Origin of the sequence: Mesorhizobium sp. XAP4 (genome assembly GCF_029269325.1) — a bacterium.
Lineage (GTDB): Bacteria > Pseudomonadota > Alphaproteobacteria > Rhizobiales > Rhizobiaceae > Mesorhizobium > Mesorhizobium ciceri.
In genome coordinates this window covers 422501-438065 of the sequence record NZ_JARIXW010000006.1, presented here as the reverse complement: position 1 = coordinate 438065, position 15565 = coordinate 422501, and the positions used below count along the sequence as shown (strand labels likewise).

Annotated in this window: 11 protein-coding genes and 1 rRNA gene (1 of these 12 only partly in view); 10 read left to right on the top strand and 2 right to left on the bottom strand. The window is 63.3% G+C overall.

Going from position 1 to position 15565, the window contains the following annotated elements; all coding sequences use genetic code 11:
• Positions 1 to 83: 83 nt before the first annotated feature.
• From ptsP to P3C39_RS25970, 7 genes are all read left to right on the top strand, one after another.
• Positions 84 to 2354, top strand: a complete 2271-nt coding sequence (gene ptsP / locus P3C39_RS26000) for a phosphoenolpyruvate--protein phosphotransferase (protein ID WP_063169068.1) — start codon at positions 84 to 86, stop codon at positions 2352 to 2354.
• A 10-nt stretch (positions 2355 to 2364) separates the two neighbouring features.
• Positions 2365 to 3444, top strand: a complete 1080-nt coding sequence (gene prfA / locus P3C39_RS25995) for a peptide chain release factor 1 (protein ID WP_275954559.1) — start codon at positions 2365 to 2367, stop codon at positions 3442 to 3444.
• Entirely contained in the window at positions 3437 to 4309 is an 873-nt protein-coding gene (gene prmC / locus P3C39_RS25990; protein ID WP_027163520.1) for a peptide chain release factor N(5)-glutamine methyltransferase, read from the top strand. Before prfA ends, prmC begins: the two co-directional genes overlap by 8 nt.
• A 303-nt stretch (positions 4310 to 4612) precedes the next feature.
• Positions 4613 to 5557, top strand: coding sequence for a DUF4167 domain-containing protein (locus P3C39_RS25985; RefSeq protein WP_275954558.1), 945 nt, complete (start codon positions 4613 to 4615; stop codon positions 5555 to 5557).
• A 219-nt stretch (positions 5558 to 5776) separates the two neighbouring features.
• Complete coding sequence (gene clpB, locus P3C39_RS25980) at positions 5777 to 8383, top strand: ATP-dependent chaperone ClpB (RefSeq protein ID WP_275954557.1); 2607 nt, start codon at positions 5777 to 5779, stop codon at positions 8381 to 8383.
• A 59-nt stretch (positions 8384 to 8442) separates the two neighbouring features.
• A complete protein-coding gene (locus P3C39_RS25975) occupies positions 8443 to 8808 on the top strand; it encodes an MmcQ/YjbR family DNA-binding protein (protein ID WP_275954556.1) in 366 nt (121 codons plus the stop codon).
• Between the two features lie 150 nt (positions 8809 to 8958).
• Complete coding sequence (locus P3C39_RS25970; RefSeq protein ID WP_275954555.1) at positions 8959 to 10464, top strand: L,D-transpeptidase family protein; 1506 nt, start codon at positions 8959 to 8961, stop codon at positions 10462 to 10464.
• Here the strand turns inward: P3C39_RS25970 and P3C39_RS25965 are convergent.
• Positions 10438 to 11070, bottom strand: coding sequence for a TMEM175 family protein (locus tag P3C39_RS25965; protein ID WP_275954554.1), 633 nt, complete (start codon positions 11068 to 11070; stop codon positions 10438 to 10440). The two genes, P3C39_RS25970 and P3C39_RS25965, sit on opposite strands and share 27 nt — an antisense overlap.
• Positions 11071 to 11221: 151 nt before the next feature.
• Here P3C39_RS25965 and P3C39_RS25960 point away from each other — a divergent pair, with 151 nt between their 5' ends.
• Positions 11222 to 12781 carry an MFS transporter gene (locus P3C39_RS25960; protein ID WP_275954553.1) on the top strand — a complete coding sequence of 520 codons (1560 nt, stop codon included), beginning with the start codon at positions 11222 to 11224 and terminating at the stop codon, positions 12779 to 12781.
• A 6-nt stretch (positions 12782 to 12787) separates the two neighbouring features.
• On the opposite strand, the gene P3C39_RS25955 is transcribed toward P3C39_RS25960, so the two are convergent.
• Positions 12788 to 14749: a M23 family metallopeptidase gene (locus P3C39_RS25955; protein WP_063173803.1), complete on the bottom strand. Its 1962-nt coding sequence runs from the start codon at positions 14747 to 14749 to the stop codon at positions 12788 to 12790.
• A gap of 244 nt (positions 14750 to 14993) precedes the next feature.
• On the opposite strand from P3C39_RS25955, the gene P3C39_RS25950 reads away from it, so the two are divergent.
• A complete protein-coding gene (locus tag P3C39_RS25950; RefSeq protein ID WP_050580470.1) occupies positions 14994 to 15338 on the top strand; it encodes a hypothetical protein in 345 nt (114 codons plus the stop codon).
• A 198-nt stretch (positions 15339 to 15536) separates the two neighbouring features.
• Positions 15537 to 15565, top strand: a 16S ribosomal RNA gene (locus P3C39_RS25945) (it continues 1456 nt past the right edge of the window).

Sequence of the window (15565 nt, the reverse complement as noted above, 5' to 3'; positions counted from 1 at the left end):
CGAGAACGATTTGAGTTGTTGCGTGTGCGCCGGTCGCGGTGGAAACTGCGGCGGGCAGAATGCCCATTGGAGAACAAGCCGCGATGCGTGATCAGGCCAGTGGCCCGCGCGTTTTGCTCAAACGGCTCCGCGAGCTCATGCAGGAGCCGCTGGAGCCGCAGGAGCGGCTTGACCGGATTGTGCGCGACATCGCCTCAAACATGGTCGCGGAAGTCTGCTCGCTCTATGTGCTGCGCGCCGATTCGGTGCTCGAACTCTACGCCACCGAAGGCCTGAACCCGAACGCCGTCCATTTGGCGCAGTTGCGGCTGGGCCAAGGCCTGGTCGGCACCATCGCCGCCAGCGCGCGGCCGCTCAACCTGTCCAATGCGCAGGAACACCCTGCCTTCGCCTACCTGCCGGAGACCGGGGAAGAGATCTACAACTCGTTCCTGGGCGTGCCGGTGTTGCGGGCAGGGCGCACGCTGGGCGTGCTGGTGGTGCAGAACAAGACCATGCGCCACTACCGCGACGACGAGGTCGAGGCGCTGGAAACCACGGCGATGGTGATCGCCGAGATGATCGCCACCGGCGATCTGGCGCGGCTGACCCGGCCCGGCCTCGAACTCGATCTGCGCCGTCCTGTCAGCTTCACCGGCCTGTCCTTCAATGAAGGCGTCGGGCTTGGCCATGTCGTGCTGCACGAGCCGCGCATCGTCGTCACCAATCTGTTCAACGAGGACAGCGAGGAAGAGGTTCGCCGGTTGGAGACCTCACTCAGCTCGCTCAGGCTGTCCATCGACGACATGCTGGAACGCCGCGACGTCGCCTTCGAGGGCGAGCATCGCCAGGTGCTGGAAGCCTATCGCATGTTCGCCAACGATCGCGGCTGGGTGCGCCGGCTGGAAGAGGCGATCCGCAACGGCCTGACGGCGGAAGCCGCTGTGGAAAAGGTGCAGAGCGACATGCGCGCCCGCATGCTGCACATGACCGATCCCTATCTGCGCGAGCGGATGAGCGATTTCGACGACCTCGCCAACCGCCTGCTGCGCCAGCTGATGGGGCGCGGGCCGGAAGATGTCGCGGCATCGCTGCCTAAGGACGCCATCATCGTCGCCCGTTCGATGGGGGCTGCCGAACTGCTCGATTATCCCCGCGACAAGATGCGCGGGCTGGTGCTCGAGGACGGTGCAGCGACCAGCCACGTCGTCATCGTCGCGCGTGCCATGGGCATCCCCGTCGCCGGCCAGATGAAGGGCGCTGTTTCCATGGCGGAAAACGGCGATGCCATCATCGTCGACGGCGAGGAGGGCGTGATCCATTTGCGGCCGCAGCCAGATCTCGAGGCCGCTTATGCCGAAAAAGTGCGTTTCAGGGCGCGCCGGCAAGAGGTCTACCGCGAACTGCGCAAGAAGCCGTCGACGACCAGGGATGGTGTACAGGTCGATTTGCTGATGAATGCCGGTCTTGCCGTCGACCTGCCGCAGCTTGCCGAAGCGGGTGCGGCCGGCATCGGTCTGTTCCGCACCGAATTGCAATTCATGGTCGCTTCCACCTTTCCCCGGGCCGAGGCCCAGGAAAAGCTCTACCGCGACGTGCTCGAAGCGGCGCGCGGCAAGCCCGTCACCTTCCGCACCATCGACATTGGCGGCGACAAGGTGCTGCCCTATTTCAAGGGCGCGATCCAGGAAGAGAACCCGGCGCTTGGCTGGCGGGCGATCCGCCTGACGCTTGACCGGCCGGGCCTGCTGCGCACCCAGATCCGCGCTTTGCTCAAGGCCAGCGGCGGGCGTGAGCTGAAGCTGATGCTGCCGATGGTGACCGAGCTCGGCGAGATTACCCAGGCGCGCGAGATCATCGACCGCGAGGTGCGGCACTTGTCGCGCTTTGCCCATCATTTGCCAACCAGCCTGAAGCTGGGGGCGATGCTTGAAGTGCCGTCGCTGCTGTTCCAGCTCGACGAATTGATGAAGGCGGTCGATTTCGTCTCGGTCGGTTCGAACGATTTGTTCCAGTTCGTCATGGCCGTCGACCGCGGCAACACACAACTGGCCAACCGCTTCGACACGCTGTCGGCACCCTTCTTGCGCGTCCTCAAGCAGATCGCCGATGCCGGCGTCCGCAATCACACGCCGGTGACGCTGTGCGGCGAACTCGCCGGCAAGCCGATCTCGGCGATGGCGTTGATCGGACTCGGTTTCCGCTCAATCTCGATGTCGCCGGCCTCGATCGGGCCGGTCAAGGCGATGCTGACGGAACTGCCGCTAGACGAATTGAAGGCGTTTTTCGACGACAATCTGATGGCTCCGGCACAGGGCCTGCCGATGCGGGCGCTGCTGCAGGCCTTTGCCGACGACCGTTCGATCCCGTTATAGCAGCCTCATCATGGTCAATTTGCCCCGCGATCGTATGGATCAAGTCGTCAAGCGTTTCGATATGCTCGAAGCGCAGATGTCGGCCGGCCCGGCGCCGGACGCCTATGTGCGGATGGCATCCGAATATGCCGAAATCCAGGACATGGTGGCCAAGGTCAGGGCGCTGCGCGCGGCCGAGCATGAACAGGCCGACCTCGAGGCCATGCTTGCCGACAAGGGCACTGACGCCGAGATGCGGGCGCTGGCCGAGGCCGAGCTGCCAGGGGTCGAGGACCGCATCGAGGCGCTGCAGAAGGACATTCAAATCCTGCTGTTGCCTAGGGATGCCGCCGACGACAAGAACGCCATTCTCGAAATCCGCGCTGGCACCGGCGGCGATGAGGCCGCGCTTTTCGCCGGCGACCTGTTTCGCATGTACGAACGCTACGCCGCCGAACGCGGCTGGCGTTTCGAGACCGCCTCGGCCAGCGATGGCGATGCCGGCGGCTACAAGGAAATCATCGCCACGGTGTCGGGCAAGGGCGTCTTTGCGCATCTGAAATTCGAATCCGGCGTGCATCGCGTGCAGCGCGTGCCGGCGACCGAGGCCAGCGGGCGCATCCACACGTCGGCGGCAACCGTCGCGGTGCTGCCCGAGGCCGAAGAGGTCGACATCGACATCAGGGCCGAAGACATCCGCATCGACACGATGCGCGCCTCGGGTTCGGGCGGCCAGCACGTCAACACCACCGATTCGGCCGTCCGCATCACCCATCTGCCGACCGGCATCATGGTCGTGCAGGCTGAGAAATCGCAGCACCAGAACCGCGCCAAGGCGATGCAGATCCTGCGCGCCCGCCTCTATGATCTCGAACGCGGCAAGGCTGACGAGGAGCGCTCCGAATCGCGCAAGTCACAGGTCGGCTCCGGTGACCGCTCGGAACGCATCCGCACCTATAATTTCCCGCAAGGGCGCGTCACCGACCATCGCATCAATTTGACGCTCTACAAGCTCGACCGGGTGATGATGGGCGAACTCGACGAGATCATCAACGCGCTGATCGCCGATCATCAGTCCAAGCTGCTCGCCGACATCGGCATCGATGACTGACCTGCCCAACGCGCTCGGGCCGCTGCTGCGGGAAGCGCGGGCTCGGCTCGGCAGCACCGTCGACGACCCGGCGCTCGATGCGAGGCTGATCGTCGAGCATTTCTCGGGCACGACGCGCACGCAAGCCATTGCGGACCCCGAACGCAGGGTCGGCGCCGGCGCTGTTGCCGAAATCGATGCCGCCTTGAGACGCCGCGCCGGCGGCGAACCTGTGCATCGCATCCTCGGCTATCGTGAATTCTACGGTTTGCGCCTGTCGCTGTCGCCGGAAACGCTGGAACCGCGGCCGGATACCGAAACGCTGGTCGAGGCGATATTGCCCTTCGTCAAGGCGGTTGCGACGCAGGAAGGCGAGTGTCGCATCCTCGATCTTGGCACCGGCACCGGCGCCATTGCGCTGGCGCTGCTCAGCGTCGTGCCGACGGCTAATGCCACCGGCGTCGATCTGTCCGCGGGTGCGCTGGCGACGGCGGCCCGCAATGCCGGGCAACTGGGCCTTGCGGGCCGGTTCACGGCGCTGCAGTCGGACTGGTTCGAAAAAGTTTCCGGCCGGTACCATGTAATTGTCGCAAACCCTCCCTATATATCCTCCGAAGACATTGGAAATCTGCAGGACGAAGTCCGCAATTTCGACCCGCGCCTAGCCCTGGATGGCGGCGCGGACGGTCTGAACCCCTACAGAACCATCGCTGCGGAAGCGGCAAGGTTTTTGGAAATTGAAGGCAGAATTGCGGTCGAGATCGGCCATACGCAACGCAACGAGGTCTGCGAGATATTCACTGCAGCCGGCTACGTGCCGGGCAGTGTTTTCCGTGACCTCGGTGGAAACGACAGGGTTATTGTCTTTGAAAGGATAAAGCCTTGACGCAGTGCAAAAAAGCGCTTGGCAATGCCGGGGAATGCGGCTAGGGTCGCCTTAACCGGATGAGACGAAGCAGGCAGTGCTCTTAGCGATTCGGTTTTCCTTGGAAATAGCTGCCTTCTTGCGCAAACGATGCCCAAGCTTCGTGCGGGAATCGTCCGGCAAGTGATGTAACCGGAACAGGATGACACGTGGCGCCAACGCAATCGATGCGGGCGAACGCCGGTGAAGAGACGAAACGGCTGGCTGCATGAGCGCCTCCGTTCGTGAAGAGTTTTTCGAAAATTTCAAAATGAAGAGAGTTTGATGAGGCCACAACAGCAGAACAGGCGCATGCGCGGTCGCAACAACAATGGCGGCGGCGGTGGTAACAATAACAACAATAACAACAACAACCGCAAGGGGCCTAATCCCCTGACGCGCAACTACGAGAGCAATGGCCCGGACGTGAAGATCCGCGGTTCGGCTCAGCAGATCGCCGAAAAATACGCCACCCTTGCCCGTGATTCACACAGCTCCGGCGACCGGGTCATGGCGGAGAACTATCTCCAGCACGCCGAGCATTACAATCGCATCATTGCGGCCGCACAGGCGCAGATGCCAATCCAGAACACGCAGCAGAATCGCGATGATTTCGACGATGACGGCGATGAGGACCGCGACGATTTCGACAATAGCGGCAACAACAGCAACGCTGCTTCCGACGTCCAGATCCCGGTGGTCAACCATGGCGCCGGCCCGCAGCCGGTTATCGAAGGTACGCCGGCCGAGGTCGCGCTGAACCGGGAAGGTGGCCGCGAGGCCCGCGATAACAATGGCGGGCGCAACAATGGCGGCCGCGACAACAATGGCGGGCGCCATCGTGATCGCCGCCCCAATGGCGGCTATGGCCAGAACGGCCAGCGCGACTTTTCATCGTCCGCCGAGCAAGGTGGTCAGCCCCAGGGCAACGAGACCCCGGTCCAGGGCGAAGCCGTTTCGCCGGCCGAATCTGTGGCGCCGGCCGAACCGGCTCCGTCGTTCGAGAACCTTTCCCCGGCAGGTCTTGCCGCCCAGGCCGAACTCAACGAGGCGGCCGCCGAAAGCGGTGCTGCCCGTCGTCCGCGTCGTCCGCGTCGTCCGCGCGTCAACGCCGATCAGGTTGATGGCGGTAGTGACAATGCCAATTCCGGGACCGACGCCGCCGAGGTGGCTGCGGCCCCGGCCGACAGCGGCAACGCCCAACCGGTCAATGTCGATATCGACAACTGACCCAACGGCACTTCAAGGCATTGAACGGCGGAGAGAAATCTCCGCCGTTTTCGTTTGGGCGGCCGTGCAATATTATGTGGTTGCCGATATCGGGACGTCTTGAGGGTTCAGGGCCTGTGCACCATATCAGCCTCAACTGGACCCGGCTCGAATGAGCGGGTCCGTCACCGCAATCGGATCCGGTGCCGCAAAGCGGGCCGGTGATGGAAGGAGACAGATATGAACCTTGAGAAATACTCAGAGCGCGTGCGCGGCTTTATCCAGTCCGCGCAGACCATGGCGCTTTCCCGCAACCACCAGCAATTCACCCCTGAACATATCCTGAAAGTGCTCGTCGACGACGACGAGGGCTTGGCCGCGTCGCTGATCGAACGCGCCGGCGGCAACGTCCGCGACGTCAAGCTTGGCGTCGAGACGGCGCTCGAAGCGATGCCCAAGGTCGAGGGCGGCAATGGCCAGCTCTATCTGGCCCAGCCGCTGGCGAAAGTGTTTTCGACCGCCGAGGAACTGGCCAAGAAAGCCGGCGACAGTTTTGTCACGGTCGAGCGGCTCTTGCAGGCGCTCGCCATGGAAAAGTCGGCCAAGACCGCCGGCATATTGGCCAAGGCCGGCGTCACCGCGCAGGCGCTCAACCAGGTCATCAACGATGTCCGCAAGGGCCGCACCGCCGATTCGGCGAGTGCCGAACAGGGCTACGACGCGCTGAAGAAATACGCGCGCGACCTGACTGCGGATGCCCGTGCCGGCAAGCTGGACCCCGTGATCGGCCGTGACGACGAGATCCGCCGCACCATCCAGGTGCTGTCGCGCCGCACCAAGAACAATCCGGTGCTGATCGGCGAACCCGGCGTCGGCAAGACAGCGATCGCCGAAGGCCTGGCACTGCGCATCGTCAATGGCGACGTACCGGAATCGCTGAAGGACAAGCAACTGATGGCGCTCGACATGGGCGCGCTGATTGCCGGCGCCAAATATCGCGGCGAGTTCGAGGAGCGGCTGAAGGCCGTGCTCTCCGAAGTCACCTCGGCCAGCGGCAACATCATCCTGTTCATCGACGAGATGCACACGCTGGTCGGCGCCGGCAAGGCGGATGGCGCCATGGATGCGTCCAACCTGTTGAAGCCGGCGCTGGCGCGCGGCGAACTGCACTGCGTCGGCGCCACCACGCTCGACGAGTATCGCAAGCATGTCGAGAAGGATGCAGCCCTTGCCCGGCGCTTCCAGCCGGTTTTCGTCGACGAGCCGACGGTGGAAGACACCGTTTCGATCCTGCGCGGCCTGAAGGAGAAATACGAGCAGCACCACAAGGTGCGCATTTCGGATTCAGCGCTGGTGGCGGCGGCGACGCTGTCCAACCGCTACATCGCCGATCGCTTCCTGCCGGACAAGGCGATCGACCTGGTCGACGAAGCCGCATCGCGGCTGCGCATGCAGGTCGATTCCAAGCCCGAGGCGCTGGACGAGATCGATCGCCGCATCATGCAGCTCAAGATCGAGCGCGAGGCGCTGAAGGTCGAGACGGACGATGCTTCGAAGGACCGGCTCGCCCGCCTGGAAAAGGAACTCGTCGGCCTTGAGGAGGAATCGACCGAGATCACCGCCAAGTGGCAGGCCGAGAAGCAGAAGCTCGGGCTCGCCGCCGACCTGAAGAAGCAGCTCGACGAGGCGCGCAACGACCTTGCCATTGCCCAGCGCAAGGGTGAATTCCAGCGCGCCGGCGAGCTTGCCTATGGCAAGATTCCGGAACTGGAAAAGAAGCTGAAGGAGGCCGAGGCCCAGGACGGCAAAGCCGGCATGGTCGAAGAGGTGGTTACCCCCGACCACGTCGCCCATATCGTCTCGCGCTGGACCGGCATTCCGGTCGACAAGATGCTGCAGGGCGAGCGCGACAAGCTGCTGCGCATGGAAGACGAGATCGGCAAGCGCGTCGTTGGCCAGGGCGAGGCGGTGCAAGCTGTGTCGAAAGCGGTGCGCCGCGCCCGCGCGGGCCTGCAGGATCCGAACCGGCCGATCGGCTCGTTCATGTTCCTCGGACCGACGGGTGTCGGCAAGACCGAGTTGACCAAGGCGCTGGCGAGCTTCCTGTTCGACGACGAGAGCGCCATGGTGCGCATCGATATGTCGGAGTTCATGGAAAAGCACTCGGTCGCCCGGCTGATCGGCGCGCCTCCCGGCTATGTCGGCTATGAGGAAGGCGGCGCGCTGACCGAAGCGGTGCGGCGCAGGCCCTATCAGGTCGTGCTGTTCGACGAGATCGAGAAGGCGCATCCGGATGTGTTCAACGTGCTTTTGCAGGTGCTCGACGACGGCCGTCTGACCGACGGCCAGGGCCGCACGGTCGACTTCCGCAACACGCTGATCATCATGACGTCGAACCTCGGCGCCGAATATCTCGTCAACCTCACCGAGGACCAAGATGTCGATCTGGTGCGCGACGAGGTGATGAACGTCGTCAGGGCATCGTTCCGGCCGGAGTTCCTCAACCGCGTCGATGAGGTGATCCTGTTCCACCGGCTGCGCCGGCAGGATATGGGCCGCATCGTCGAGATCCAGCTCAAGCGGCTCGAGAGCCTGCTTGTCGACCGCAAGATCACGCTATCGCTGGACCAGGAGGCGGTGGATTGGCTGGCGGCCAAGGGCTACGACCCGGCCTATGGCGCGCGGCCGCTGAAGCGGGTGATGCAGAAGGAATTGCAGGACCCACTGGCGGAGAAGATCCTGCTCGGCGACATCCTCGACGGCTCGACCGTCAAGGTGACAGCCGGTTCCGACCGGCTGAATTTCCGCTCCAAACCGACGATCGTCGCGGCGGAAGCGGCAGCCTGATCCTGCGCCGCGCGTCCTTCCTGGACGCGCGGCGTTTTCATATAAAACGTGGGGCGGGGATGACACTGGACGACTACAACAGCTTCTGCGACTCGCTGCCTTCGACGACCCATGTCGTCCAGTGGGGTGGCGCCCATGTTTGGAAGGTGGGGGCCAAGGTCTTCGCGATCGGCGGCTGGGACGATGGCCAGCAGCTCTTCGTCACCTTCAAATGTTCCGAAATCGCCTATGATGTGCTCAAGGAACAGCCGGGGCTACGGCCCGCACCCTATCTTGCCTCGCGCGGCATGACATGGATCCAGCGTCGGACAAGCCAGAGCATGGATGATGCCGCGCTGAAGGACTATCTGCGCGAGAGCCATCGCCTTGTCGCCCTGAAGCTTACCAGGCAGGCGCGCAAGGAATTGGGACTTGCCGAAAGCTAGCCTATATTCCTTGAGGCGCCGGAAAACCGCCATCTTCATGCCCGGTTCATGTTGGAACCATAGGATGGTGTAACTGGTTTGCTGGCGAAGGGGTTCGCCAGAAGACAATGCCGGCGGCGGCAAATTTACGGACCGGAGAATTTGGCCACCATGTTCCGCACGATCTTTGCCCTCTCGGCGCTAGCCGCCGGGCTTGTGTCTTCCGGGGCGTTCGCCGCGCCGACGACGGACAATGCGCCAAGGGTTGTCCGCGCTGCCGACACCGGGGGCATCCTTGTCGCCCAGGACGGTAATCTCGACATCTACTACGACGCCAGGGGCAACCGCGTGATCGTCGATGCCGATACCGGCAAGGTCATCGCCATCCAGCCGCCGCAGACCCGGCTCGACCGCCGCGCCTTGCGCCGCGAGACACGACTGCGCGAACTGGGCCGCGCCCCCGAAGGCGACGACCGCTACTATCTCGACGATCCGGAAGACATGGCGCGGTTCCGGCGCAAGCAGTTGGAAGAGGAAGGCCGCGTTATCCCGCCGCCGGCAGATGAGTACGATCCCTATGGGGACAATTCCGCCGAAGCCTACCCGCCGGCGCCGCAGGACGATGGCAATTACGACGAAAATTATCCCGACGCGCCGCAGCCGGCTAAGCCGGGTACAATCAAGCGCCAGCCGCTGAACGAGGCCGCGATAGACCCTGCCCAGCCGACGACACCCGCCGATCAGGCGGCTCTGCCGCCAAAGGCCGGCGACAAGACCACCGTTGCCCCGGCACTTTCGCTGGGAGCGCGCCAGGATGTCGCCGCCCTTCAGGTGCTGCTCGACCGGGGTGGCGCTTCGCCTGGCGTCATCGACGGGCGTTTCGGTTCGAATGTCGACAAGGCGCTCGCCGCCTACAACCAGATCACCGGCGCCAATCTGCGATCGACCGACGCGGTCGCCATCCAGGCGGCACTTGCGCAATCCGGCGGCGATGCCTTCGCCAATTACACGATCACAGCGGAGGACGCGGCCGGTCCTTATGTCGCGTCGATCCCGGAAGACTACAGCCAGAAGGCGCAACTCGACCGCATGGGTTATACGTCGGTGACCGAGGCGCTCGCGGAGCGCTTTCACATGGACGAGAATTATCTCAAGGCGCTCAACCCGGAGATCGATTTCAATCGTCCCGGCACGATCATCAAGGTCGCCAATTTCGGCAGGCTGGTTTCGACGCCGGTGGCGCGTATCGTCGCCGACAAGGACAAGAAAGAGGTTTTCGCCTATGACGCCGGCGGCAAACTGGTCGCGGCCTATCCCGCAACCATCGGCTCGTCGGATACGCCGTCACCGTCCGGCATACACACGGTGTCGCGCGTGGCGCTCGATCCGAACTACACCTACAATCCCAGCATCAATTTCAAGCAGGGTCAAAACGACAAGGTCCTGACCATTCCGCCGGGCCCGAACGGTCCCGTCGGTTCGGTCTGGATCGCCCTGGATAAGCCGACCTACGGCATCCACGGCACGCCCGATCCGTCGAAGATCGGCAAGACCGAGAGCCATGGCTGCGTACGCCTGACCAACTGGGATGCGCGGGAGCTGGCCAAATTGGTTTCGCCGGGCGTGACGGTGGAGTTTGTCGGCGGGCCCTCAGCCGATAACCTTGCGCAGCAGTGAACCGCGAAGCGCGGCGGCATAGACCAACTGCACGATCAGGATGAAGCCGACGCTGAGCAAGGGACTGACAAGCGAGAGTGCGGCGCCGGCCGCCCACAGGATCTGTGCCTTGATGATGCGCAGATAGACCGTGCGTTTGGTTTCCGCATCGACATCCTCTGCTACGAAGCCGCTTTTCTCCGCATAACGCCAGCTCGCGAACAGCGTGACGCCGAGCGCCAGCAGATTGAGCCAGTAGACCAGCACCGCGGTTCTGAACTCGAGGAAGTCGGCCAGAAGGTCGGTCGAGAAGGGCAGCAAGGCGATGAAGGCGAGAAAGCAAAGATTCAGCGTGGCAAGCCGTCGATCGGATTTGGCGATCAGACCATGCTGCGCCTGCTGGCCAAACCAGAAGATGGTCAGCGTCAGGAAGCTCAAGGCGTAGGTCAGGAAACGCGGCGCCAGGTCGGCGATCGCGGCGAGCAGCTCGCGTTCGGAATGGATCGCCTCGTGCGCCGGCACCCTGATTTCGAGAACGATCAGGGTGAGCGCGATGGCGAATACGCCGTCGGTGATCCCGACGATACGGCCGCGTCCCTCAGCCGATGCTTCAAGTGGCCGCTTCATCGATGTTTCCCCATCGGCACCTTCCGGAAACCTAGCATGGTTGCCGCCATTTGCATCCGACAGGGTGCGACCCTGGCCAAACGGCTGGTTTCAGCGACAGCAAGCCACTGGCTGGTTGTTGCCGGTGCGCTGGGGGTTTAAGCAAGGTTTCATGCATTCACCAAGTGAAGCCGCCGCCGTCCCGCTGACCAATCCGGTCACGAATGGAACGTTTTGTCCGCAGTCGCGGCGACGATTTGTGCTGGTCGCGGCAATTCTGGCCTCGGCGCTTGGCTTCATAGACGGCTCCATCCTGGCCATCGCTACACCAGCGATCCGCGTCAATCTCGGCGCAAGCCTTGCCGAGGCGCAGTGGATTTCCAATGCCTATGCGTTGACGCTGTCGGCGCTGATCCTGGCCGGGGGCGCTGCCGGCGACCGATTCGGTCTGCGCCGCGCCTTCGTGGCCGGCATTGCGCTGTTCATCCTCGCTTCGCTTGCCTGTGCGCTGGCGCCGAATGCAATTGTGCTGATCGCATTTCGCGCGTTGCAAGGCATCGGTGCGGCAATCATGGTGCCTGGCAGCCTCGCCATCATCGCCAAGGCCTACCCGAAGAAAGAACGCGGCCGCGCGATCGGCATCTGGGCGGCGGCTTCGGCGCTGACCACGGCACTTGGCCCGGTGTTCGGCGGCTTCGTGCTGTCGGCCTTCGGCGACGGCATCTGGCGGGCGATCTTCGCCATCAACCTGCCGCTGGGCTTGATTTCGATCTGGCTTCTGCTGGCCAAGGTTCCGGCCGATGCGCCGACGGAGAAACGCAGCCTGGATCTCGGCGGTGCAGCGCTCGCGACATTGGCTTTCGGTGCGCTTGCCTATGGGCTGACCTCGATGAGCGCCAGCGGCGAGGGCCTCATGGCAGGGCCGAGCATTGCCGCCGGCGTCGTATTGCTGGCTGTCTTCATCGTCTTCGAGCTTCGGCAGCGCGAGCCGATGATCGACCTCAGCCTGTTTCGCGTCGGTGCTTTCGCCGGCGCCAATGTGGCGACGTTCTTCCTCTATTTTGCGCTGTCGGCCAACCTTTTCTATCTGCCAATGCTGCTGATCGCCGGCTGGGGGCTGAGCACGGCCGAGGTCGGCTTCATCTTCCTGCCCTTGGCGGCATCGATCGCGCTTTTGTCGGGACCTGTCGGCAAGCTGTCGGACCGGATCGGACCGCGTTTTCCGATCGCCTGCGGCAGCCTGGTCGTGGCTTTTGCGTTTGCCGGGCTGGCCTTGCTCACCTACGCCGGCATCCACAATTTCTGGACCGGAACATTCCCGCTGATGGGGCTGATGGGGCTCGGCATGGCTCTGGTCGTGTCGCCCTTGTCGACCGCGATCATGACGGCGGTGGAGGACAAGGACACGGGGGCGGCCTCCGGCATCAACAATGCCGTCTCACGCATCGGCGGTCTGATCGCGGTGGCGGCGATGGGCTCGCTTGCCGCGTGGGTCTACGCGAATGCACTGGACGCGAGCGCAACGTCCGGCATCCCGGGATTTGGTGAACCGGCGCCAGCCGGGCTTGCCCCGGCCATCGATGCGACAAGGCTCGCCGCCAGCGACGCCGCGTTTGCCGCGGTTTCTTCGGTGACCGCGCTGCTTTGCCTGCTTGCGGCTGTTATCGCCTGGACGACCATTCCCGGTGATCGATTGCCATGGCCGCGAAAGGCCGAAGATACGCCAGGCTGAAGCCGATCAACCGTCGATCTTGGCGCTCGCAACCTTCAGCGAATCGCTGTCTTCCTGCTTCAACAGTTCGTCGATGCGTTCGCGTTCGCGCTTGAAGGCGACGAGGTCATCGCCCTTCAGCACCTTGCCGACCGGCAGGCGGACACGCATCGGATCGACCTTGGTGCCGTTGACGATCAGCTCGTAGTGAAGATGCGGGCCGGTGGCGAGGCCGGTTTGGCCGAGGAAGCCGATGGTCTGGCCCTGGCGGACGTGCACGCCCGGTTCGATGCCTTTGGCAAAGGCGCTCTGGTGATTGTATGACGTTTCGTAGCCATTGGCGTGGCGGATGATGATCTGCTTGCCGTAACCGCCGGCCCAGCCGACCTTCTCGACCGTGCCGTTGCCGGCGGCGATGATCGGCGTGCCGATGGGGGCTGCCCAGTCGACGCCGGTGTGCATGCGGACATAGCCGAGGATCGGATGCCTGCGGGCGCCGAACCCGGAGCGGAATTTCCCGGCGGGCAGGGGATTGCGCAACAGGAACTGCTCGGCGCTCGAACCGTCCTCATCGAAATAGTCGGTGCCGCCGTCCTGCATCTGGAAGCGGTAGAAGTTACGGGTCTGGCCGCCGAACGTCGCCGAGACGTAGAGAAGCTCGGAGCTGTCCGAGGTCTGATCGTCGCCGTCGGGCTGCGAGAACAGGACTTCGATGCGGTCGGCGGGGCTGAGGCGAGACTGGAAGTCGACATCGGATGCCAGCAGCTTGATCAACCGCTGCGTCATCGCCTTGGACATGCCGTAGGAGTAGGCGGCGCGGTAGATGCCGTCATAGACGTTGGGCAGGTTGCCGCGCACCACCACCGGCGCCGACGAATCATCGAAGGCCGTCAGCAATTCGGGGTTCGGATCCGGTTCCTGCGCCGGCACATACTGGCCGCGATCGTTGAGCGCGATGGTGACGATGTGCTGGGTCCGGTCGTAGACGCTGGTGCGCACGACCTTGGCGGCATCGCCGTGAACCTCGAGGCCGACGCGCAGCACGGTTCCAGCCTTGAGCGCCGTCGCATTGAGCAACTTGGCTATGGCTTCGGCCATTCCGGTGGCGTCTTCCCCTGTGTAGCCGGAATCAGCAAAAGCCTCGGTGACGTCGAGATCCTTGGTGAAGGGGATGATTTCCTCGGCGAAAGCCGGCGCCTGGTCGTCCACGGTGGCTCGCGGCGCCACGGAGACGTTTTCCGGCACGATCTTGACGTCGTAGGAGCCGGCCATGCTCTCGGCAAAGGCTTCGCCGAATCGCTGCGGATCGACATAGTGGAGCGAAGCGACCTGCACGGCGCCGTCGCTGAGGTCGGTGCCGGCCTCGCGCACCACTTTTTCCACCTCGTCGGCGGAGAGGTCGCTCTTTTCGTCGAAGGAAGCCGTGTCGATCGGAAAATCGACGGTCTTCAGACTCATCTCGCTTTCGACCTTGGCGCCGTAGATCTGGCCGGAAGCGGCCGTCGCCGGCTGGGCATTGTCGTCGCCGTCGTCGCCGAACACTTGCATCGGGTCGAAGGGGGGGTAGGCGCGGCTGGTGGTGTGGCCGGCGGCAAGGGCCATCTTGATCTGCACGAAAGGCATGGTGTGGATGACGTCGCGGTCGCCGACCTTGGTGACCATCGACACTTCCATGCGGCGGCGGTCCTTGGCCTTTGCGATCTGACGCGGCGCCACCAGCCTGGTCGTCTTGGCGACTTCGCCGGAATCTCCGTTGCCGGCAAGGCTGATCAACTCGGCGATCTCGGGTGGGGTGGCCAGCTGCTGGCGGCCGTCAAGAGCGGCGAACAGCGCCACGCCCATCAACACGCTCGAGGTCACGCCGGTGAGAAATGTTCCCGACAGCCAGCGTGCAGAAACCTCGCGCCGGTCGGGCGGGCCACTGCGGCCATCCGCGATCAGCGGCGGCTCATTGCCGAGTTCGGCTATGACATCTTCCGTGTCTGGCATCCAGAAAGGCTGCTTCTTCCCCGGGCGGAACGGCTTGTCGCTTTTGTTGTGGCCGTGACATTTGCCTGTCATGGCAGGTGAAGTCAACGAAGCGCCAGGCTCCGACCGAATTGCCCCCAGGCACTTCTCCTATAGAGCACTCTACCAGGCGGGGCGGTGTACCTTCTCCGCAAGGCCCATCGCACACTCCTATATAGGAGGGCTCCTAAGAGAGGCGCTGCTCGATCGGCGGCGCCCACATTCGATGGCTTTGGTGTCGAACGGCAATGCGGCGGCAATAGGGCTCCTTCCGGGCCGTGCCACGCATGTTGCCAGCGTTCCCCTGGGGCAGTTGGCTATCGACAGATCGGGTCCGAAATTTCTGTCGCAAAAAGTTCAAAAACATTCTCGATGTGTGTTGACAGTTGTCGTTGGTGGCGACTATATACGCCTCACGAACGAGGGCGGCTCGCCGCTGGCGACGAAGAAGTTTGCTTCTAAGCCTGCCCTTAGCGAAATTCAAGAGAGCCGCGTAAGCGACACTCGGACGGCCCCGGAGCCAAAAGCGAAGCGGGCCACGACATTGCGTGAAGTGATGTCTGTTCTTTGAAAATTGAATAATGAAGAAAGAGAAACGTGGGCGGCAGAGTCCTGCTGAACCTCTTATCCCGCCAGGGGTATGAGGTTCGAACGAGACTTTGGCGGACACGTTTTGAGAGAATAAAGTCTACCAAGACACGTGAGTGTCTAGGTGTGAATGTTCTCGTCAATTCAAAGCGTGACCAGATAAAAGCCAATCAAAGTTTCAAAACTTGAGAGTTTGATCCTGGCTCAGAA